The 21010-nt window shown below is 38.3% G+C and carries 16 protein-coding genes; 3 read left to right on the top strand and 13 right to left on the bottom strand.

What is annotated here, in order from left to right; all coding sequences use genetic code 11:
• Window positions 1-27 precede the first annotated feature (27 nt).
• Window positions 28-327: a thioredoxin gene (trxA, locus tag I2I04_RS02935; protein ID WP_004315954.1), complete on the top strand. Its 300-nt coding sequence runs from the start codon at window positions 28-30 to the stop codon at window positions 325-327.
• 11 nt (window positions 328-338) lie between these two features.
• Window positions 339-803 (top strand): thioredoxin family protein, encoded by a 465-nt coding sequence (locus tag I2I04_RS02930; protein WP_143257326.1) that lies wholly within the window; start codon window positions 339-341, stop codon window positions 801-803.
• Window positions 804-924: 121 nt separating this feature from the next.
• Here the strand turns inward: I2I04_RS02930 and I2I04_RS02925 are convergent, their stop codons facing one another.
• From I2I04_RS02925 to I2I04_RS02870, 12 genes are all read right to left on the bottom strand, one after another.
• Window positions 925-1560, bottom strand: a complete 636-nt coding sequence (locus I2I04_RS02925) for a SagB/ThcOx family dehydrogenase (RefSeq protein WP_185911460.1) — start codon at window positions 1558-1560, stop codon at window positions 925-927.
• A 94-nt stretch (window positions 1561-1654) separates the two neighbouring features.
• On the bottom strand, window positions 1655-2215 hold the full coding sequence (locus I2I04_RS02920) for an NADH peroxidase (protein ID WP_004297333.1): 561 nt from the start codon (window positions 2213-2215) through the stop codon (window positions 1655-1657).
• Window positions 2216-2237: 22 nt separating this feature from the next.
• Window positions 2238-2666, bottom strand: coding sequence for a Fur family transcriptional regulator (locus I2I04_RS02915; protein ID WP_195470858.1), 429 nt, complete (start codon window positions 2664-2666; stop codon window positions 2238-2240).
• Window positions 2667-2865: 199 nt separating this feature from the next.
• Window positions 2866-3360, bottom strand: a complete 495-nt coding sequence (locus I2I04_RS02910) for a lipocalin family protein (protein WP_143257325.1) — start codon at window positions 3358-3360, stop codon at window positions 2866-2868.
• Between the two features lie 27 nt (window positions 3361-3387).
• Window positions 3388-4194 carry a DUF1573 domain-containing protein gene (locus tag I2I04_RS02905; RefSeq protein WP_195654250.1) on the bottom strand — a complete coding sequence of 269 codons (807 nt, stop codon included), beginning with the start codon at window positions 4192-4194 and terminating at the stop codon, window positions 3388-3390.
• Window positions 4195-4213: 19 nt separating this feature from the next.
• Window positions 4214-6298, bottom strand: a complete 2085-nt coding sequence (locus I2I04_RS02900; protein ID WP_195654249.1) for a S8 family peptidase — start codon at window positions 6296-6298, stop codon at window positions 4214-4216.
• Window positions 6299-6300: 2 nt separating this feature from the next.
• On the bottom strand, window positions 6301-8073 hold the full coding sequence (locus tag I2I04_RS02895) for a hypothetical protein (RefSeq protein WP_195654248.1): 1773 nt from the start codon (window positions 8071-8073) through the stop codon (window positions 6301-6303).
• 31 nt (window positions 8074-8104) lie between these two features.
• Window positions 8105-10807, bottom strand: a complete 2703-nt coding sequence (locus I2I04_RS02890; RefSeq protein WP_195654247.1) for a DUF4458 domain-containing protein — start codon at window positions 10805-10807, stop codon at window positions 8105-8107.
• Between the two features lie 43 nt (window positions 10808-10850).
• Window positions 10851-12332 carry a DUF5003 domain-containing protein gene (locus I2I04_RS02885; protein WP_195654246.1) on the bottom strand — a complete coding sequence of 494 codons (1482 nt, stop codon included), beginning with the start codon at window positions 12330-12332 and terminating at the stop codon, window positions 10851-10853.
• Between the two features lie 30 nt (window positions 12333-12362).
• The gene (locus I2I04_RS02880; RefSeq protein ID WP_143257319.1) at window positions 12363-13250 is read right to left on the bottom strand and encodes a DUF4984 domain-containing protein; all 888 of its coding nucleotides are present in this window, start codon (window positions 13248-13250) and stop codon (window positions 12363-12365) included.
• Between the two features lie 23 nt (window positions 13251-13273).
• Entirely contained in the window at window positions 13274-14794 is a 1521-nt protein-coding gene (locus tag I2I04_RS02875) for a RagB/SusD family nutrient uptake outer membrane protein (protein ID WP_143257318.1), read from the bottom strand.
• Between the two features lie 11 nt (window positions 14795-14805).
• Window positions 14806-17739 (bottom strand): SusC/RagA family TonB-linked outer membrane protein, encoded by a 2934-nt coding sequence (locus I2I04_RS02870; protein WP_143257317.1) that lies wholly within the window; start codon window positions 17737-17739, stop codon window positions 14806-14808.
• A gap of 649 nt (window positions 17740-18388) precedes the next feature.
• Between I2I04_RS02870 and I2I04_RS02865 the strand changes: the two genes are divergently transcribed.
• Complete coding sequence (locus I2I04_RS02865; protein ID WP_195654245.1) at window positions 18389-20314, top strand: NAD(+) synthase; 1926 nt, start codon at window positions 18389-18391, stop codon at window positions 20312-20314.
• Window positions 20315-20430: 116 nt separating this feature from the next.
• Here the strand turns inward: I2I04_RS02865 and I2I04_RS02860 are convergent, their stop codons facing one another.
• Window positions 20431-20991 carry a dual specificity protein phosphatase family protein gene (locus I2I04_RS02860; protein WP_143257315.1) on the bottom strand — a complete coding sequence of 187 codons (561 nt, stop codon included), beginning with the start codon at window positions 20989-20991 and terminating at the stop codon, window positions 20431-20433.
• Window positions 20992-21010 lie beyond the last annotated feature (19 nt).

The raw sequence follows: 21010 nt of genomic DNA, 5'->3' as shown, positions 1-21010 counted from the left end.
CCATTTAACTCTAAGAAAGGAAAGATTATGGAAAAGTTTGAAGATTTAATACAGTCACCGGTACCAGTTTTGGTTGATTTCTTTGCAGAATGGTGCGGACCATGTAAAGCAATGAAACCGGTTTTAGAAGAACTAAAATTAATTGTAGGTGATAAAGCACGTATTGCAAAGATAGATGTTGACCAGCATGAAGACCTGGCTACTAAATATCGCATACAGGCTGTGCCGACCTTTATATTATTTAAAAACGGAGAAGCCGTCTGGAGACATTCCGGCGTAATCCATAGCAGCGAACTGCAAGGGGTTATTGAAAAGCATTATAGTTAAAAAGATAACGAATGAAGAAAGTATTAGTAATGGTAGCCCTTGTCATGGTAAGCGTGATTATATACGCTTTCAATGACAGTGGGGAATCCAATCAAGGTAAAAAAGAGGTAACAGGTAACGGTGAAGTCGTCGTAATGGATAAAGATATGTTTCTGAAAGACGTCTTCGATTATGAGAAATCAAAGGAGTGGAAATACAAAGGCGACAAGCCCGCCATCATCGACTTATATGCAGATTGGTGCGGACCTTGTCGCCAAACAGCTCCTATCATGAAAGAACTGGCAAAAGAATATGCAGGGAAAATTGTCATCTACAAAGTTAACGTGGATAAACAAAAAGAACTGGCCGCTTTGTTTAATGCTACAAGTATTCCATTGTTTGTGTTCATTCCGATGAAAGGGGATCCACAGCTTTTCCGTGGAGCTGCTGATAAAGCAACTTACAAGAAAGCGATTGATGAATTTCTCTTGAAATAATGAAGAAAATATAGTGACGGTATCCACTCAGGATAGTGACACTATAACAAGCAAAGAGTGACGGTATCCGATAGAGATAGCGTCACTCTTTTTTATAGGCTATAAGTCTTCCTGCGAATCCTTATTTGAAGTGTCCTACAGGATGATTCATCATTAGCATCTGACTATCTTTTAATTTCAAAACTTTCTTTAGCAGCTCACTGTCCATCGAAGCACGTGGTACTGTTGCCAAGTTAGCAGCAGAACAAAAGATTGAAATATTTTGGGAAACAATACCGGCATCCATAGCCCCCATCAACTGACTGCGTACACTTTTGGCATCGCCAAACCGTGAAAGATCACTAATTAAAACCAATGATACCGGAGCTGTTTTCACAAATGCCTGACCACCAGCCACTGCACCACGATGATCTCCCACAGCTATCAGTGTCAACTGATGATTTTTCGCATCATACAGATAACTACCTTCAGGCATTACCACATATACATCCACATCCTGTTTATTCAACGCTGACGGAGCGGTTCTCATTCCGGATTCCTTACGGTTTATTCCATTAGCTGCCCACAACAAATCAGACAGATCAGCCAGGCTCAATGCTTTCGAAGCATATTCACGAGTTGAATGTCGTTCAGACAACGCCTTCATCACCGCACCAGTGCGGTTTAAATTAGGCTTCGGCAATTTAATCACCTTATCAGCAGCAAAGGCAGCCGCTGAAAGCATTAAACAAACTAACAATAGTTGTACTTTTCTCATAACTGTGGTATTTAAAAATTGGTAGACAAATATAAATAAAAAAGGTCTGTACTCGTTGCGGAATACAGACCTTTTAAGAGTTTATTAGGCTTAATTATTTCTTATCACCGAAATAACGGTTGTATAATCCTTCAAAACCTTTACCGTGACGAGCTTCGTCTTTGCACATTTCGTGTACAGTGTCATGGATAGCATCCAAGTTCAAAGCTTTAGCACGGGTTGCGATACGTTTTTTGTCTTCGCATGCACCTTGTTCAGCGTCTTTACGTTTCTGCAGGTTAGTTTTAGTATCCCATACGCAGTCACCCAACAGTTCTGCAAACTTAGCTGCATGTTCAGCTTCTTCCCAAGCGTAACGTTTGAACGCTTCAGCTACTTCAGGATAACCTTCGCGGTCTGCCTGACGGCTCATGGCCAAATACATACCAACTTCAGTACATTCTCCCATGAAGTGATTGTTCAGGTCCTTAATCATTTCTTCGTCACAACCTTTTGCAACACCGATAACGTGTTCGTCAGCAAAAGACAATGCGCCACCTTCTACTTCAACAACTTCTACGAATTTGCTGGCAGGAGCTTTACACAATGGACATTTCTCAGGAGCTGCGTCACCTTCATGGACGTAACCGCATACAGTACATCTAAATTTCTTCATTTTCTTCTCAATTTTAAATTAATTAGTCAATACGTGTCTCTTTATCTTTACTTAAGCAATTCTTGCAAATACCTTTATAATAATAATGAACTTCCGATACCTGATGACCATCCATTTCCAGATTTTCCACTTGTTTAATCGCTTCCGGACGTTTCAAGTCATAAATATGTCCGCAACGTTTGCAAAGGAAATGGGAATGTACAGAAGTATCCGCATCAAAGTTTGTATTCTTTTCATCAATCGTAAGCATTTGCGCTGCTCCCTGTTCCGAAAACAATTTCAAAGTATTATAAACCGTTGTCTTTGAAAGTGTCGGCATTGAAGGAGACAATGCTGTGTAAATATCATCAGCCGATGGATGAATCGGATGCCCCATCAAATATTCCATGATAGCGATACGTTGCATGGAAGGCTTGATATTATGCTCTAATAATCGATCGTATGGTTTCATCATCTTTCCTTTTTCAAAGTTGTATTCATTACAATTATAAATCCAATGCAAAGATAAGAAGTTCTTTAGAATAAACAAACAAATTATGAGAAAAAATTATCTAAATAAGTAATCATCGTTAGAATGATATACATAAAAAAAATCGGATGACAAACTCTATTCAGCTTATCACCCGAGTTTCTATAATACAATCCGATGCTTATTGAAATAAAGCCCGAGTTCCAGCTACAATATCAGCCGGCACCTCACTACAACGAGTGTAGATACGTACTTCTTCAACATCATCTTCAGCAATCCAAGTCATCGATTTATCATCCAATCCAGTAATCACATATACATGTTCCCACTCATCATCCGTGCTCAAGGTATAATCGTATGTTCCACTGATAATATCTTTTGAATCATCATTAATAGCTAAATCGAAAGCACCACTGACGCGTTCTGACACAGCACTGTTTAAATTGGTATACATCATGAACGCACGTTTTCCATCTTCCGCTTTACGACTAAACGTAATATACGAATAACGTGGTTCATCTATTTTCTCACCATTCCATTCGGTAAGACGCCATGTTCCTGCTATATTAGCATAATTCACTTCCATTGATTCAATAGTTATTTCATCATCATCCCCACAAGAGGACATGCAAAATAGAAGTGTAAAAAGCGCCATCATTCTGAAAAGAGTTTTCATATTCTTCTTTTTTATTAGTTCATTATATCATTCATTTTGTAAGGAGACCTTCACATAAATAGTACGTTCCGAAGGTTTAGAATCAATACCTTTTATAATAACAGGAAATGTAAATTCATTTTTCACCACAGGAGGTAGTAGCCTGCTATCTATTGTAATGACAATATCAGCCTCTTTACCCGGTTCAATTATTTCTGGTTCCGTACGAAACATTGCATATCGAGGAATAATCATAGCTGAAAGGTGCAAAGAAGTCCGACTACTATTAACACAAACTAAACGCTCAACACGGGTAGCGTTGCGTGGTAGTTCATTAAAAGCAACAGTCGATTGCCTCAATCTCAATACATTTCCCATTGAATAAGGATATTCCCTCCACTCATTAGAGGTAGGAGTTACCTCCCCAGACAATGTGATTTTCTCTGTAGGATATCTTTCTGAAAGATTGGTGTAAAGAAATGCTCTTTTATTCAATTTTCCAACCTGTTCGAACGGATTAAAGGTCAATTCTATTATTCCTTTTTCTCCCGGTTTTACAGGCTTTTTAGTAAATGAAGCCGTTGTGCATCCACATGAAGTGGAAACTCTTGTCAATACAATCGTTTCTTTACTTGTATTACGGAAATAAAAACGGTAACTGACAGGCTTATCATCTTCAGACAAACGTCCAATATTAATTGTTGTCGTCTCAAAGCATAAAGCGCCTTTCCCATCTAATAAAGGCGGGTTCATTATCGAATCTATTTCTGCACGGGATGCTAACCTCCCCTGTGCCGTCACTGACACAGGGATTGTTAGTAGCATCAAGCTATATATCCACATTACTGCTTCCATAATATCCATTTACTATATTCTACATCCAACTACTATTTTTGCGTACCGTGATATAGAATTCCTTTGTTTTTCCTCCTCCTGTTACAGTTGCCTTCGTTGAACCAGCTTTCAAACCTGTTATAACGAATGTTTTACCATCCGTACTCTCCATAGTTGCTACTGTTTTATCGGCCACATCACTAGTAAATGAAAGACTCTCCCCATTTTCAAAGAAACGAATATAATTTACTGTAGCTGTACTATTTATCAGGACAAAAGTATTAGGAACTTTCTGATTCATATCAATTCCGGCACCACCAGCAATGGCATTCAGCAACTTGGCAGCACTAATTAACCCGGAGCCCATTTTACCAATATATGCACCCCGTTCCATCTGCATCTGCGACATAGAACCAGCTGCAGAGTAATTCATCCAGAATGTTTTTGTTTCTTCAGTAAAATAGTCCTCTATTTTTGCACTTACAGATTTATACACTAAGTCACGAAAATCCTCTGCACGGAAATGACGATGTTGTTGAGCAGCATACGAAAGCCCTAACGCAATAACACCAGAAACATGAGGACAGGCCATAGAAGTACCTTCCATATATCCGTATCCTTCTTTTTCTCCATCCGAATCATGCTTATCTCTGTCAACTGCTAATGGAGGTAAAGTCGAATAGATCTTACCAAAATCACTTCTATGATATTCACTATCTCCACCAGGAGCTGAAATGTTAATTGCATCTCCATAGTTTGTATATGCAGAAGGGGTACCATCAGCGGCTATAGCAGCTACAGAAACATAATCAGAATAAGCCCCCGGATATCCCGGCATCGCAGCATACTCATTACCACCGGCAAAAACAGCAATACCACCATCAATTACTCCATTGGGAGAACCTGCATTGTGAATAAAATAATCCAATGCTTCCTTTTCAAGCGGACAAGCAGTTAGCCATTGTTTATCAGTTGTATATCCGGGAGAGTAATTCAACGGATTGGATAATCCTGAATTATATCCCCAGCTACACTGCAACACTACCGCACCATTATCAGCAGCATATTTAATGGCTTTCGCTTCCTGATACAAGGTAGAACCTGCGTCTCCGGCAAACACTTGGCATGACATGATTTTCACCCCGCTATCAGGAGTCCCGTCACCACCTGCGATACCACAAACACCTATACCGTTATTATTCACTGCGGCAATTGTTCCAGCTACATGTGTTCCATGTCCGGTATCATTTACATCATCATAGGAAATGAATCCCATATCGTTCACAAAGTTATAACCATATTTATCACCATTATAACCATTATTATCAGCGTCAGTCCGTGCCCCAAATGTTTCTCTCGGATTCTCCCACATATTAGCATGTAAGTCAGCATGATCCCACATTACACCTTCATCCAATACAGCAACAATAATTGATGGATCACCAGTACATTTTGCCCATGCATCTTTGCAACCGACGTCTACCCCCTGTTTAGCTTGAGCTACAAGATCACCATTATCAGCTTCCACTCCTTCAAGAATCTTTCCATCATTAATGTAGCCCCATTGTAAATCCAGATAAGTATCAGAAAAAGTTCCATTTGAAGCAACAGCGCGTGTCATTGCTCTCTTTCTAAGTACATCAGCTGTCAAAAACGTAGGTTTATCCGCAGGATCATAAGCTCTCTTAATGCAATGGCTATATTCTATTTTTGACACTTCATTCAACTTTGACAGACTCTGAGCGACCTTTTCTATGTCAACAGCTTTGTCAAAATGAATCACATACCAAAGATGTAAGCCGGATTCACGAGTAAGATCCTCTTTCCGGTTATCCACCGGAAAGATTCTTTCAAATTTATAAGTACCGATATTATCAAGTACATTGTCTATTGAGGAAATACCGGAGCGAGTTACCACCCCAGCCCGCATAGCAGATTGATCTAACGTGGTAGTTACTTCCTGTTTAAATTTCACCATAATCTCGCCTACATTGGCACCATCAGAAGAATTGATAACCGGAGCCTCCGGTCCTTCGAGAGTAGCATCTCCTACAAGACCGTTGTCCGTACATGCACCAAATGTTACTGCAAATGCAGCCATTAAAATCAAATATATCTTCTTCATACTTATTCTACTTTTTCCGGTCTACGCATAGGATACCACTCATAATATTTATCCAGATTCGCAGGAATAGCATCCGAATCAAATCCGACAACCTTTCCTGTCTTATCTATTTTTCCATCTTCTTGAGTATAAATGAAAGTAAAAGGATCCCATTTTGAATAATAAGGATGGTTTTTAATCCAATCAGGCACAGTTCCACTCAAGAAATTCAGGTTAATTGCAAATACTTTAGTATTAGGCAACACTCTTGGAGTCTTTGCCAAAATACCCATCTCACCTGTCGCATCCTCAAAGCCCAGTTCTCCTCCCCAAGCAACTTTCAACGTATCGCCTAGAGCAGATGCTGTAACATCATTCAAAGTATAACAAGGAACATCTTTCATATCAGGCAATTGTCCATAAATCAAGTTACCTGTCAATCTGAGTTTTTCCAAATTATTCCATCTTAATAAATTCTTAAATGCAATAGCATTTCTATCATAACTACTATTCAGATTAATCACCAATCCTAAATGCTCCCTCGTATCAGTCTGCAAATTAGTAGTAACAGAATAACGTTGCATATTAGTAAAACTTAATGATTTTAAGTTCGGGAAGTTTTCAGGATTCAACACTGTTGGTATCTCCTCAAAATTATTACTACTCAAATCCAGCTTCTCTAACGATTCCAGATTTTTAAATTCAACCGGTAATTTAGATATACCGTAAGCCGCCACCGTCAAATTCTTCAGATACTTCAAATCACACACCGAAGAACCTAACTCCAAATCATATAATAACATCGTATTCTCATTACCATAGAAAGTCAATGACTCTACATAAGTCAATTTGGCAACTTCTGCCGGAAGACTTTCTTTAGTTGCCAGCATTCGGAATTCTGCAGAACGTACACGACCAAGCAATTCCGGTTTCGTTTTCACTTCCGGATCTTTCTTCTCCCATAATTTGACACCCGTCCAATAATCCAGCTTTTCACTTGTATCCCAAGTTGTCATACTGCGTACCTTTTCACGAATAATGATCAATGCTATTGAATCTCCCTCGCGAGTATCCTTGATTTCAGGAGAAGCTTCCTGTCTAACCAACAATTCTGCTGTTTGCGTTTTCTCCTTGTCCTCCTCGTTCAATGGCAGGAATTTAACCTTCATATTTCTTTTTTGAGGATCCGTATTCATATTCCAGGTAAAACGAACCTTAGTGGTACGAGGACGGGCACCGGCAGTCAAATTTTGCTCATAGTTATCATTCTGGACCCATGTCTTAGCGGTAGCATTCAATGCAAATGTATTCACTCCTCCTTCTATATCTTCTTCATACTCAATCTTGAAAGGAACATTTGCTGTAACAGATACATAGAAAACACGTTTGTCTAATGCCGCCATATTTGGAATTTCGACTTCCTCTTTACTAACGCCAATCATTTTTCCGTAACCAGTCTGGTGTACCTCTAATTTCTGAGCAGCAGCACCTTCCGGCATAAATGTTATTGCAGCATGCCGCACTTTGTTGCTTAGTGTTGTGTCTACCACAATTGTACATTCAGCAGCCCCCACTCCGTTTGCCGGCATAACTTGTACCCAAGGCTGATCCACCTTAGCAACCCATTTTGTCCCTGCAGCGACATTTACTTTTTCAGTTCCTCCTTCAGCACCCAAAGTTATTTCTTCGGTGTCAATTGATAAACCGGAAACAGTATTATCGTCAGAGTCATCGCAAGCAGCAAATATACACATACTGGCAAAAATGCTGAAAGCTATCTTTAATAACGATTTCATATTCAAATTTCTTTTTATTATCATAAATTTATCATTCTAAATCCAAAGCATCGCAACCACGAATAGCCTGTGTACGATCATAGATCAATAATAAATAACCAGCCTTGATATAATTACAAGCAGCTGATACGTCGATCATTATGTTCGGGTTATCTTTGATTTCAACGATTCTAAACCCAGTCAGACTTTCTTCCACCTTCCGGAAATCATTACCACCTAAATACACCGCAAGCAAACTCGGACATTGAGATATACCTGACGGCCAATCAGAGACAGTACGATTACCTTGTTCATCACGTTGATTCCTAAATGCATATACATTCAAATGATCTATATTCAACGGACCTGTAGCAACTTTTTCAAAATGATTATTACTCAAATCAATACCATAGAGATAAGGCACCTTTGTCGCATCAAAATCTTCGGGTAACTTTTTTAATTTATTATAGCTTAAATCCAAACTTTGTAAATAATTAGTATACTTTCCATCTAAAGCTCCCTTGGGAAAATCTGTAATACCATTACCGGCTAAGGCCAATGTAGATATCTGCGAATTTGTCTTGAACAAAATGCCGGGGAAAGTCTTTAGTTTATTATAAGCTAAAGATAAAGTCGATGCATTGATTCCCTTAAAGGCATTATCCCCAGTCTCATTTTCTCCTGCAAATTCTGTAATTTCGTTGTATGAGAAGTCTACTGAAGACATAACATATACAGATTTTGCATTGAAAATATTCGGGAATTTCGTTATCTTATTGTGAGCAAACGAGAAAGATTCGACATCCTCATATCCACAAAAATCATTCGGAACCTCCGTTATCTGGTTATAGTCCATTGTTAACTGAACCAGATTCACATCCTTACCCAATGGATGTACCTTGGAAATTTTATTGTTATTGCAATCCAATTTACCGAGTTTCTTCAGGTTTTTAAACTCTTTCGGAATTTCAGTTAAATTGTTATTACCCAGATAGAGCATCTGAACAGTCTTTGCAGTAGCAGACTTTTCATCAGCCAATCCTTTCAATCCATTCAATAATACATCTGATTCGAGTTGAGGATTATTAGCCAAATTTAAAAGTTCCAAATTCGGTAATCTACAGATCTCTTTCGGAAACTCCTTCATTGAAGGACAGTTATAGATCTCAACATCTGTCAAAGATTCGAGTTTAGATAAATCTGTTCCTTCCTCAAAACCTTCAAATTTACCATTAGCAATAAAGAACTGACGTAAATTAGTTAATTTCCCAATTGCTGCCGATATTTTGCGAATACCATTCGTTAGTCTTCCCGGAGAAACATCTTTCAAAGAAATACCGGAACGATTCAGAATCTGACTGTTAGTTGCCTGGACCGGATATCTAAGGTTGGGTTTCTGCTCTGTATTCACTTTATCGATAACCTGTAACAAAGGTTCCGAGAAGCCCATTTTTTTCCAATCTCTCTTCAAGTCCTTTCTTAAGAATGTTTCATAATAATCAGCACGAACCGCCTTTTTCTCTTCAACACTCATATATGCCTTCAAACTCTTTTCCAAATACCCACCCACTTGATCCGAATGAGTACCAAATGTCAGAACCTGTAATTTTTCCAAGTCACCGATTTCATCAGGGATATCTCCTTCAGGACCAAATGAACCTAAATTCAAAGATACAACACGACCTTCCGTATCTAATTCCACACCCGGTTGATCACCCCACAGATCCATATCCTTATCAAAATTCCAATTGCACCCAACAGTATGAGAAATACCGGTATAGCTCCAGTGCTCTCCATCCAAGGCATCCCAGATAGCTTTCAAAGCTTTATAATCCTTCAACTTTGGTGAATTAGTCCGCATATAGACAGGAACTTCAACTTCTATTGTTTGATTATCTTTCACAACAAACTGGTTTTCCCTGATATTAGTCACATTCACTTCTATCGTTTTTTTATTTCTATCCAGTAAGGTGTATTTTGAAATCTTGTAGGTCCCGGCCTTCAAATAAAGCAAAGAATCACTTACAGAAACCGAGTAAATATATGTTTTTTTCTCACCATCTGCCGTGGTAATCTCCTTCCCTTTCTCTTGATAAGTAACAGGAATCTCTTTTAAAGGAGGAATAATTTTCCCTGTCAGATACAGATCTTTGACCTCTATCGTCACATATTTGACATTCTCCAACAAATAAGCAGCATCACCAGCAGCACGAGTCGCATTAGCAATATCCTTCACTAAAGTAAATTTCACACTACCGCGTTCTACTGCATTCACTGTGATATCCTGTAAAGACAATCCACCATCAACTACCCGAATAACTGTTTCTTTTTCTGGTTCGCCAGAAATAACAGGTACTAATTCTTGTCCTTCTATTTTATAAAGATAAAAACCTACAACTGTATATTCTCCTGCCAACATTTGCATTTTCTCACTACGCATACCAAATTCTGCGTCTTGATCATTAATGGCATCCAAACCTACAGTTTGTGAAATCTCCGTTCCATCTTCATTGTTTATAAGAACAATTTTCATTTTTTGCGCCTCACGCAAATATTCCAATTCATTGGTTCCAGCACGAGTTTTTCCTGACTCACCGTTTCCGTACGATGCGCTCTTATATAGTCTGAATTGAGCGTAACCGTAGCCAGATTGCAATTCATCGTCATCATCAGAACATCCGGTTACAGATATTCCCATAGCCATAAGCAGGCATGAAATGAAAAGCATCTTTGTGAATAATATTGTATATTTCATAAGTTGAAAATATTTTTATCTTCCTGATTATATTGATCTATTCTTATTCCAATGGCCGTTCTACCAAAAGTACACCTATTGTCTCTCCTGAACGAGAATATAAATAAATTGTTATTGCATCACCACCTGGTTCCATCAAATACGCTTGGTATATCATAATCGTACTTCCTTCTGTCTCAACGACTACACTTTCTCCTTCACCTTCATATGGATTTTGGGGAACAACAATAGCATTCGCAAATTTACCATTCATGTTTACGGTTACAGTACCATACAGATGCATACCTTCCAGACTAATTTGATAAACCTGATCCGTATTGTATTCTCCCCACAAAATATCAGGATCCTCCACAACCGTTTTCATATCTATTATTTCTAGTTTTCCGCCATATTCGCTACTAGCCGTAAATCCATCTTCAGCACCTCCAATTCCACTCTGCTTAAACGTTATGATATAATCATCATATTTAGAAGCAACCTCTCCATCAGGAAGTACCAAGTCATCAAAGTTATTTTTCACTTCATTCCAAACATCCATTGGAAATACGATCACAGCTCCCCCTCTTTCTATACCATCATTATTATCGACTAATAATTCTATTGTTTCATTTTCTTTTTTCACATGAAACCAATTTGATTCAATATTTTCATCCTCTACACGAGAATAAGTATATTCTGTTTCATTAATGAGACAAACTACTTTATATTGATCATCTTTAGCTATTACATTAAATGTAAATGGCGCCTCTTGCTCTTCTCCCGAAGATGACGAATAAGTTGATCCATCTGATGAAAAAGTCCAATTCCATTGAGATGAAATTATAATCTCAATCGCATTACTTGGTATTCCTTCATACTTCACCGGAACCGTAGCCACCTTATCACCAGCCTGATTCATAAAAGTAAGAAAACCGTCATTAGCATTCTTCGTATGTCCAGACTGTATGTTTATATAAAGTTTATTAGTGCTTTGCTCACCTGCTTCACCGGAAGTTTTATCAGCATCAATCCAATCAGGCCACTCAGTTAATTGCCAGTCAAAATTAGCACGTATATAAAAAGAAGAAGATTTATAAGCAATAGTTGCCGGATTATTTTCGGTATAAGGATTACCATTTTCATCTAATAAAGAAACTTCATATCCGGTAGATGGACGAGTAATCTCATAAACAACCTTTTTATCCCCGCCCATCCATAAATAGATTTCCGCTTTATAAGATTTATTCAAAGCAGTAGCATCATCTCCTATGCTGACCGTTATTGTCTGTTCACCGGCCTCACCGGAACAAGAATTACCTTGTCCGCCATCAACGACAAACTTACACCAAAGAGCGGACGAACTCAATTTCCAATTCATATTTGCATTGAAGGTAAGCGTCGCTGTTTCTCCAACCGCACAAGATATTTTTTGCACTTCAGGAAATACAGGATTACCTTGTCCCTTGTCATCGTCATCCGAACATGATGCAAAGGCAAGACAGAATACCAACACCAAAAATTTTAAATAATATATTTTATCTTTCATATAATCAACATTTTAAATTCTCAAAAGATATCAGTTCTGACCCGCTAGCAAACGTTCTGCTTCTTCATCACTAATCCACTCAAGAATATTAATATAGGTACCAACAGTATCTACATCCTTCACATAAACAGTGATATACTGCAAAACAAAAGTCTGACAAACATTGTAATAGGAAGTATAAATCGATGGTTGTTTTACCATTAACTTCCCATTCCCGTAAATAGTGCCAAAAGCCTCAGAAGTACTACCCAATACTTGTTCATCCATTTCTACAAAAGGTTCCATTGGATCAGACGGATCAAATTTTAATTTTAAATCATACCCTTTATAAAAGAAGTCATGCATGATAATCGTATTTTCTTCTTTCTTATCTATTTCAGTCTGTATAAGACGAAAGTCGATATTATTCATATAATCCTGATAAAAAGATGAAGTCACTTTACACCATCCAGTAAAGACATTCAAATCGAACGGACAAGATTTCATCATTTCTATACGTGTCTTCGTTCCATACAAATCCCACCGTGTTTCATCATTAGAAACAAGACGTAATGTAATCGAAAGTGAATCTGTTTTTCCAATATTCTCATAAATACCCCGGATCTTCAAATCTGCCGCACGTTCACCAGCCTTAATAGTCACTGTATTTGATTCAATGACATAATGCTTCTTTTCAATTGCATTACTTGCTTTTTCGTCTACTTCAACAGCAAACGTACGGTCATAATCGCAAGCTACAGTAGATGCCACAGGTACTGTAAAATAGTCTTGACTATTCTGTACCGGAAAAAGCGACATCGTATCGGCGAACATTACATAGTCGGGACCATTATACGTAGTTTTAGCAGCATCACCACAACCGGATAAACCAACTGTGAGCGCCATCACTACACCCATTCCTATAAATAATCGTTTCATTATCGTATTTTTTTCTTTATACATTATTTATTGCTATCATTTGGTTCGATATCAGCTCCCGGAGCTTCTAATTCATGCTGTGGGATAGGCCATACAAAATATGGGGCATCCTTGTCGACTTTCAATTTATTACCCGGTGATACGGTGAGTTTCTGCTCCTTACGCTCAAATCCTTCATGCCAACGTTTCAAGTCGTTAAGCCTGAATCCTTCCATATAAAGTTCTTTCACACGTTCTTCACTGATTGTTTTCAACCAATTATCTTTAGTGATATTTGTAGCACCGCCATAAGAAGAATAACGAGATATCCTCAAAGTAGAAATATCTTTCCCGGCTTTTCCATAATAAGCAGCTCCCATCTGACAATAAGCCTCAGCACGGATTAAATATTGCTCAGCCAAACGGAAAGGTTTCGGCATATTAACAAACAGAATCTGTTTTGCTATAAAATTCTGATTTCCTGCATATTTTATCAGAAGCGGGCAAGTCAGTCCATGACTATAACCAGTAGTAGCATTAGCAAAATAAGCATTATAACGCAAATCTGCTGATGCATAGGCATTAAGCACCCATTGAGCAGGTACATAATCCGGTCTATAAGAGGTATAGTCATAATTAAGGAATATAGAACCCAATGCACCACCATAAGAAGTTACTTCAAATTTGACTTTCCAGATAATTTCTGTTGCATCATCATATTGCCACATATATTGGAAATCATTATAAGTAGTTGAATAGTTCTTTTTTGTCGCATCTGCCAGATAATACTTCTTACTATCAATCACTTTACTAGAGTATTCAACAGCTTTATCCCATTTCCGCATATACAAATACAAACGAGCATAAAGAGAGTTAACAGTACCGATAGAAAAATATCCAGCATTATAAAGTGTAGTATTATCATCTTCATCCAATGCCAAATACTCGGTAGCCTTTTCCAAGTCATTCATCACAAACTGATAGGAATCTTTCAGAGACGCACGTTTTAATGGTTGCGGATTAACATAGCTGGACTTCAAAACCAATCCCAATTCATTGGCAGCTTGTTCATCACTCTCATACGCTTTGCAAAAACACTTCAGTAATTCAGAATAAGCCAAAGCACGAGCAAAATAAACTTCTCCCTTGTAGTTTTCCAACCTTTCCAACTTCGTGTCATCAGTAGTTCCCGCCTCCACTTGATCAACATTATCAAGTATGAAATTACAGCGACCAATGATGGTATACAAAGTACCATAGACATCTTCAATCTCTGGGTTTGTCGCCAATATTTCATTACGCCATATATTGCCATATACATTTGTATATCCTTGAACAGCATATACTAAGTCCGTCTGAATATCCGGAAGCAAAGTTAGATATCCGCTATATAGCGCAGTCGTTTTAAATCCGGCATAAATACCAATCACAGCTTGATCCACATCCTCTACTGTTTTAATGGCATCCCCTTGCAAAATAGCATTTTCCGGATACTTATCAAGGCAAGCCGTCGACGAAAGTACTACGGCAGCCAAGCTTATGTATAATTTTATTTTTCTTATCATTGTTGTATCTTTTAAAATGATATCTCTAAGCCAAATGAGAATTGGCGCGACATAGGATATTGCGCCTTATAGATATTGTTACTAGACTCAGGGTCCATACCTGTAAACTTCGTAAATGTCAATAGGTTCTGCCCTTGAGCATAAATGCGGGCATTATTCAAGAAGTTTGTTCTATGCAACCATTTTTGTGGAAAGGTATAGCTTATCATTACATTCTTTAAACGCAGGAAAGATGCATCCTCCAGAAAGCGTGAGTCCATCTGCGGAGACACACCATGACGTGGAATATCTGTTAAATCTCCCGGCTTCTTCCAACGATCATAAAGTAAACGTTTTGACTGATTGTAGCCATTAAAAAGTCCGTTTCCTTCTTCAAAATAACGGTCATTATTAACCATCCAGCGATCAGCAACCCAACTAAACTGTGCATTCAATGAAAAGCCTCTCCATGAAAGGGTTGTACCAAAACCACCTTGCCATGGAGCGAAATAGGTTTTACCCATCATCACTTTATCATTTTCATTATATTCTGTAGTAATCTCTCCGTCTTTAGTATACCATAAAGCATCGCCATTGGCAGGATTTACTCCGGCATAGCGATTCATATAGAATTCTCCTACAGGATGTCCAACAACCATTTTGCGTGCAGTAATACCATCTTCATATTCAGTTACCCCATTATAAAGTTCTGTTATCTTATTCTTATTATAAGAAATATTAGCACTTATATTCCATATAAAATCTTTAATCTGGAGTATATCTGCATTTACAGCCAATTCGACACCACGATTCACCATTGCGCCGACATTATCCCAACGATAACCAAAACCTGTATCCGAATAAGAACACGGCACACTCATCAACATATCGGTTGTCTTCTTATTATAGAATTCAAGATCTACATTAAAACGATTAATGAAGCCTAAGTGTAAACCGACATTTGTTGTCCATAATTTCTCCCAACCAAGTTTCTCATTACCAATTTGGGCAGGCGCAATACCTGCATCTCCTCCGTAGTTCAATCCGCTAGACACAAGAGCCAAATGTTCATAATCTTTAATAGATGAGTTACCGGAAGTACCTGTACTTAATGTAATCTGCGCATTTGTTAACCAGGAATATTTTTCCATAAACTTCTCTTTACGCAGATTCCACATTAAACCTATCGACCAAAAAGTTCCCCAACGCTCATTACTACCAAAACGGGAAGAACCATCTGCACGAACTGAAAAGTCTGCATAATAACGATCATCATAATTATATTCACCACGAGTAAAAAAAGACAGATAAGAATATGCAGTACTAGTATCACTCCAAGAAGAAGCAGTGGTTCCAGAACTGATATTTGTTAAGAAATCATTTGTTTGTCCCCGTGATGTCACATGGAAAGCTTCATAACGATAATCTACTCCTTCTTGCCCAATCATAAAGTTGAACGAATGTAAATCTTTCAACATAAAACGATAGTTTGCGATATTCGTAATAGTAAGATTCAGCATATCTGTTGAAGTCCGTCTTGCCGCACCATAATTATTATTAGGTTTATAGCTAGGAAAAGATTGAAGAAAGGAAGTAGAATGTGAATAATCAGCGCCTAATTGCGTACGAACCGTCAATCCCTCTATCGGATTAATTTCCGCGTAAAAAGTAGATATTGCTTTATATTTTTTATTGCCTAACGGATTGTTTGTCATCCAACCCAAAGGATTCTCACCTGTACCCGTCCAACTTCCGTCATCCTGCAAAGCTAAACTCCCATCTTTTTGATAAGGATCCCAATATGGCATCATGAAATGTGCTGCCGAGATAGGAGCCCACAATGCATATTCTCCATCATCACTCTGTTCCACTTCTTCATAAGCTAACATAGAGTTCGTTCCTATTTTCAGCCATTCATTTGCTTTTGCCTCGACATTAGCACGGAAATTAAAACGTTCAAAAGTGGAACCAACTGCAATACCATCCTGATTGTAATATCCACCGGAAACAAAATAGTTTACTTTCTCTGTCGCTCCACTTACTGATAACTCATAATTCTGCAAAGGTGCACTACTATTATAAACTTTATCAAGCCAGTTAATATTCGTCTGGCCCAGCTTATCATAATTCTTCCCAGCATCCAACCCTACTTCTTTTTCATATTGGATTCGCTCAGCCGTATTCATCAGGTCCCAATTTTCATTAGCGAGCTGTGAAAAACCAAGTTGTGTACGGAATGTAATCTTGGCAGCTTCTGACATACGTCCACGTTTCGTTGTTATTACAACCACACCATTTGCAGCACGAGCACCATAAATAGAAGTGGAAGAAGCATCCTTCAATACAGATATATGTTCAATATCACTCGGACTAATCGTATTAAAATCCGAATTTGAGATAGGAACTCCATCTAGTATAAACAAAGGTGCAGTACCTGAGTTAATAGAATTAGTACCACGGATCTGAAAGGTAGCAGCTTTACTTGGCTCACCTGAATTAGACAATACCATCAACCCCGGTGTCTGTCCTTGAAGAGCCTGATCAAAACTCGGCGCTGGTACATTTTCCATTTTTTCAGCTTTTACCGTAGAAACAGAACCTGCAATGGTTCCTTTTTTACGTACACCATACGCTACCACCACCACTTCATCCACTAATTGTGCGCTACTTTCCATCGTCAAATCAATACGAACAGATGCTGTAACCTGCTTTTCCACCGTTTTCATTCCGATATAAGAAAACTGCAAAATGGCGGGGGATTTCGTCACTGTGATACTGTAATTACCATTCATGTCGGTAATTACCCCATTCGTCGTACCTTTCTCCAAAACAGACACACCAATCATCGGCTGATTGTCTTCCAACGAAATAATATGTCCTGTTACCTGATATCCACCCTGTGCAAAAAGCAACAGGGGGATACTTGTCAGAGTAAAGAGTACAAACAAGAGAATTGATTTTCTCATCTTTGATACTTTGAGTTTAAATTAATGAAATTGATTTATTTTTATAGATTTATCTACAATAAGGAATACGCGATCTTCGCATAGAATAATACACTCCTTTCCCTAAATCGGTTTATGCATATTCTGCACCGACTGGGGATAGGCTATTATTATCTATAAATATAGAAATAGGAATAGACTAACTTGGCAAATTCTTAATATTGCGCCAAATATCCAAATAGATTTTTCGTGTTACCGCTGCTGTGTAAACTAAATGTATGACCATCTGCTCTCTTAAGTTATAAATTAAACACTAATATCGCTTGTTCCGTTTAGGTGTTATACACTTCTAATATTGTTATATTTTGGCTACAAATATATATATTATATTTAAATAAAAGAAACAATATGTCGCATATTTTATACCAAATTTCCACTTATATCTTTTTGATACATATTTAAGTACACAAAACCCCTAAATGAAATAAATCCACAACAGATTTCAAGGATAGTTGAATATAAACGTTCATTTTGACAATTACTTTAATTGTTTAAACAACAATATCGTAACTCATACAAAATAGCTTATTGAGAGGATTCAATACAGAAAAGATAATTATTCAAAACTATTTTCTATTTTTGCATCCATTATATATAAATAAGGTATAAGATGAACTACGGATTTGTTAAAGTAGCCGCAGCTGTGCCACACGTAAAAGTGGCAGACTGTAAATTCAATGTAGAGAAGATAGAAAGTTTGATTGCAGTAGCCGAAGGAAAAGGAGTGCAGATCATTATATTCCCGGAAATGAGTATTACCGGATATACCTGTGGTGATCTATTCGGACAACAACTTTTGCTGGAAGAAGCAGAAATGGCCCTGATGCAGATTCTGAACAACACCCGCCAATTAGATATTATTTCCATTGTCGGTATGCCTGTAGTAGTCAACTCAACAGTTATCAATGCAGCCGTAGTGATTCAGAAGGGAAAAGTGCTAGGCGTTGCAGCCAAAACATATCTCCCGAATTATAAGGAGTTCTATGAACAACGCTGGTTTACCTCGGCCCTCCAGTTAACAACCAATAATGTGCGGCTATGCGGACAGATCGTTCCCATAGGTGCCAATCTACTTTTTGAAACTTCAGATACCACCTTTGGTATTGAAATATGCGAGGACCTTTGGTCTACTATACCTCCTAGTTCTTCGTTGGCACTACAAGGTGCAGAAATTATTTTCAACATGTCCGCAGACAATGAAGGTATTGGCAAAAATAATTATCTTTGTTCGCTTATCAGCCAACAATCTGCACGCTGTATTGCCGGATATGTATTCTCTTCGTGCGGCTTCGGAGAGTCTACTACTGACGTAGTCTTTGCCGGAAACGGATTGATTTACGAAAATGGAAGCCTTCTAGCGCGCAGTGAACGTTTCAGTATGGAAGAACAGCTTATTATCAGTGAAATTGATGTCGAACGTATCCGGGCAGAACGCAGGATAAATACAACCTTTGCAGCTAATCAAGCAAACTTAGAGGATAAAAAGGCGGTTTCTATTGTGACTGAATTTGTCAACAGCAAAGAACTAACCTTAACCCGGAAGTTTAATTCTCATCCTTTTGTACCGCAGGGAATGGAACTAAATGAACATTGCGAAGAAGTGTTCTCCATTCAGGTAGCGGGACTGGCACAAAGATTTGTTCATACAGGAGCTAAAACTGCCGTAATAGGTATCTCCGGTGGGTTAGACTCAACACTGGCATTACTTGTTTGCGTGAAGACCTTTGATAAACTGGGATTGTCTCGGAAAGGTATTCTCGGAATCACAATGCCTGGTTTTGGTACAACCGACCGTACCTACCATAATGCAATCGACCTAATGAAATCATTAGGTATATCAATCCGTGAGATTAGTATTAAAGATGCCTGCATCCAACATTTTAAGGACATCGACCATGACGTGAATGTGCATGACGTTACATACGAAAATTCGCAAGCGCGCGAACGTACACAAATACTGATGGATGTGGCCAATCAGACTTGGGGAATGGTTATCGGCACAGGGGACTTATCGGAACTTGCATTGGGATGGGCTACTTACAACGGTGATCACATGTCCATGTACGGGGTAAATGCGAGTGTTCCCAAAACACTTGTGAAATATTTGGTGCAATGGGTGGCAGAAAACGGTATGGACGAAAACTCGAAAGCTACTTTACTTGATATTGTAGACACTCCTATTAGCCCGGAATTGATTCCGGCAGATGAGAACGGAGAAATTAAACAGAAAACAGAAGACTTGGTAGGTCCTTATGAACTACATGACTTTTTTCTTTATTATTTCTTACGCTTCGGCTTCCGTCCTTCCAAGATATTCTATCTGGCCAATATTGCATTCAAGGATACATATGATGAAGAAACTATCAAAAAATGGCTTTCCACTTTCTTCCGTCGTTTCTTTAATCAACAGTTCAAGCGTTCTTGCTTACCGGACGGACCTAAAGTAGGAAGCATTTCTATCAGCCCGAGAGGAGATTGGAGAATGCCGAGCGATGCCAGTTCAGCCATGTGGCTTAAAGAAATAGAGGCCTTATAAGGGTAGCCTATCGGTAGACTTGTGCCACCGTATTGTCACAACTGCGCCAACGGTATGGCATGGTTGTGCCAATGCAGTGGCACAGTTATGACAGAGTGATGGCAAAGACTGGCATATTATAGTGCTCCGCCCGCCATTACTTCTTCTCTTATTTGCTCCACATTGGCTTCCTTAATTCTTCTAATAATATTCTTATAAATTCGATGAAAGCCATAGCCTCCTTCTGTCATTTCATGGATGGCATCTTCTTTCGAAACATTTTGAAAAACGATGCGATAAAACGCACAAACAGCCCCTGTACGATCAGAACCGTGGTGACAATGGAAAACAATAGGAGCTTTACGATTTTTAATAATGCGTAATGCTTGTATCAATTCCTTTTCGCTAATTGAATGAGCTTTGGTTTTTACACGGTGAAGCTTTATACTTGTTCCTTTTGCTTCGTCATTATCACTATGTCTGTTCCGTAGATTAAGTACTTCTCCAATACCATACTTTTCTAAAGCTTTAAAATCCTCCTTTGAAGGTTGCTCCGAACGATATACACCCGAATCTATTTTATACAAATTTGTTAAATCACTATCGGGCAAAATAATCTTATCCGCTTTCTGATTTTGACCGAAAAGAGAAACAGATAAGACTATCACCAATAAGCATAATAGGATTCTTTTTTGCATAAGCAACATGAATATGATT

Source organism: Bacteroides sp. 1001136B_160425_E2, from assembly GCF_015559655.1.
Taxonomy (GTDB): Bacteria; Bacteroidota; Bacteroidia; order Bacteroidales; family Bacteroidaceae; genus Bacteroides; species Bacteroides luhongzhouii.
Note: the sequence above shows the minus strand (reverse complement) of the source record. Positions and strands in the feature narration are given on the sequence as shown.

What these genes read in the sequence shown, in the direction of transcription:
- I2I04_RS02870 (WP_143257317.1), bottom strand. Translation starts at nt 17,739, where the DNA reads ATGAGAAAATCAATTCTCTTGTTTGTACTCTTTACTCTGACAAGTATC.
- I2I04_RS02925 (WP_185911460.1), bottom strand. Translation starts at nt 1,560, where the DNA reads ATGAGAAAAGTACAACTATTGTTAGTTTGTTTAATGCTTTCAGCGGCT.
- I2I04_RS02920 (WP_004297333.1), bottom strand. Translation starts at nt 2,215, where the DNA reads ATGAAGAAATTTAGATGTACTGTATGCGGTTACGTCCATGAAGGTGAC.
- I2I04_RS02895 (WP_195654248.1), bottom strand. Translation starts at nt 8,073, where the DNA reads ATGAAATCGTTATTAAAGATAGCTTTCAGCATTTTTGCCAGTATGTGT.
- I2I04_RS02880 (WP_143257319.1), bottom strand. Translation starts at nt 13,250, where the DNA reads ATGAAACGATTATTTATAGGAATGGGTGTAGTGATGGCGCTCACAGTT.
- I2I04_RS02860 (WP_143257315.1), bottom strand. Translation starts at nt 20,991, where the DNA reads ATGCAAAAAAGAATCCTATTATGCTTATTGGTGATAGTCTTATCTGTT.
- I2I04_RS02910 (WP_143257325.1), bottom strand. Translation starts at nt 3,360, where the DNA reads ATGAAAACTCTTTTCAGAATGATGGCGCTTTTTACACTTCTATTTTGC.
- I2I04_RS02865 (WP_195654245.1), top strand. Translation starts at nt 18,389, where the DNA reads ATGAACTACGGATTTGTTAAAGTAGCCGCAGCTGTGCCACACGTAAAA.
- I2I04_RS02905 (WP_195654250.1), bottom strand. Translation starts at nt 4,194, where the DNA reads ATGGAAGCAGTAATGTGGATATATAGCTTGATGCTACTAACAATCCCT.
- I2I04_RS02915 (WP_195470858.1), bottom strand. Translation starts at nt 2,666, where the DNA reads ATGAAACCATACGATCGATTATTAGAGCATAATATCAAGCCTTCCATG.
- I2I04_RS02900 (WP_195654249.1), bottom strand. Translation starts at nt 6,298, where the DNA reads ATGAAGAAGATATATTTGATTTTAATGGCTGCATTTGCAGTAACATTT.
- I2I04_RS02885 (WP_195654246.1), bottom strand. Translation starts at nt 12,332, where the DNA reads ATGAAAGATAAAATATATTATTTAAAATTTTTGGTGTTGGTATTCTGT.
- I2I04_RS02930 (WP_143257326.1), top strand. Translation starts at nt 339, where the DNA reads ATGAAGAAAGTATTAGTAATGGTAGCCCTTGTCATGGTAAGCGTGATT.
- I2I04_RS02890 (WP_195654247.1), bottom strand. Translation starts at nt 10,807, where the DNA reads ATGAAATATACAATATTATTCACAAAGATGCTTTTCATTTCATGCCTG.
- trxA (WP_004315954.1), top strand. Translation starts at nt 28, where the DNA reads ATGGAAAAGTTTGAAGATTTAATACAGTCACCGGTACCAGTTTTGGTT.
- I2I04_RS02875 (WP_143257318.1), bottom strand. Translation starts at nt 14,794, where the DNA reads ATGATAAGAAAAATAAAATTATACATAAGCTTGGCTGCCGTAGTACTT.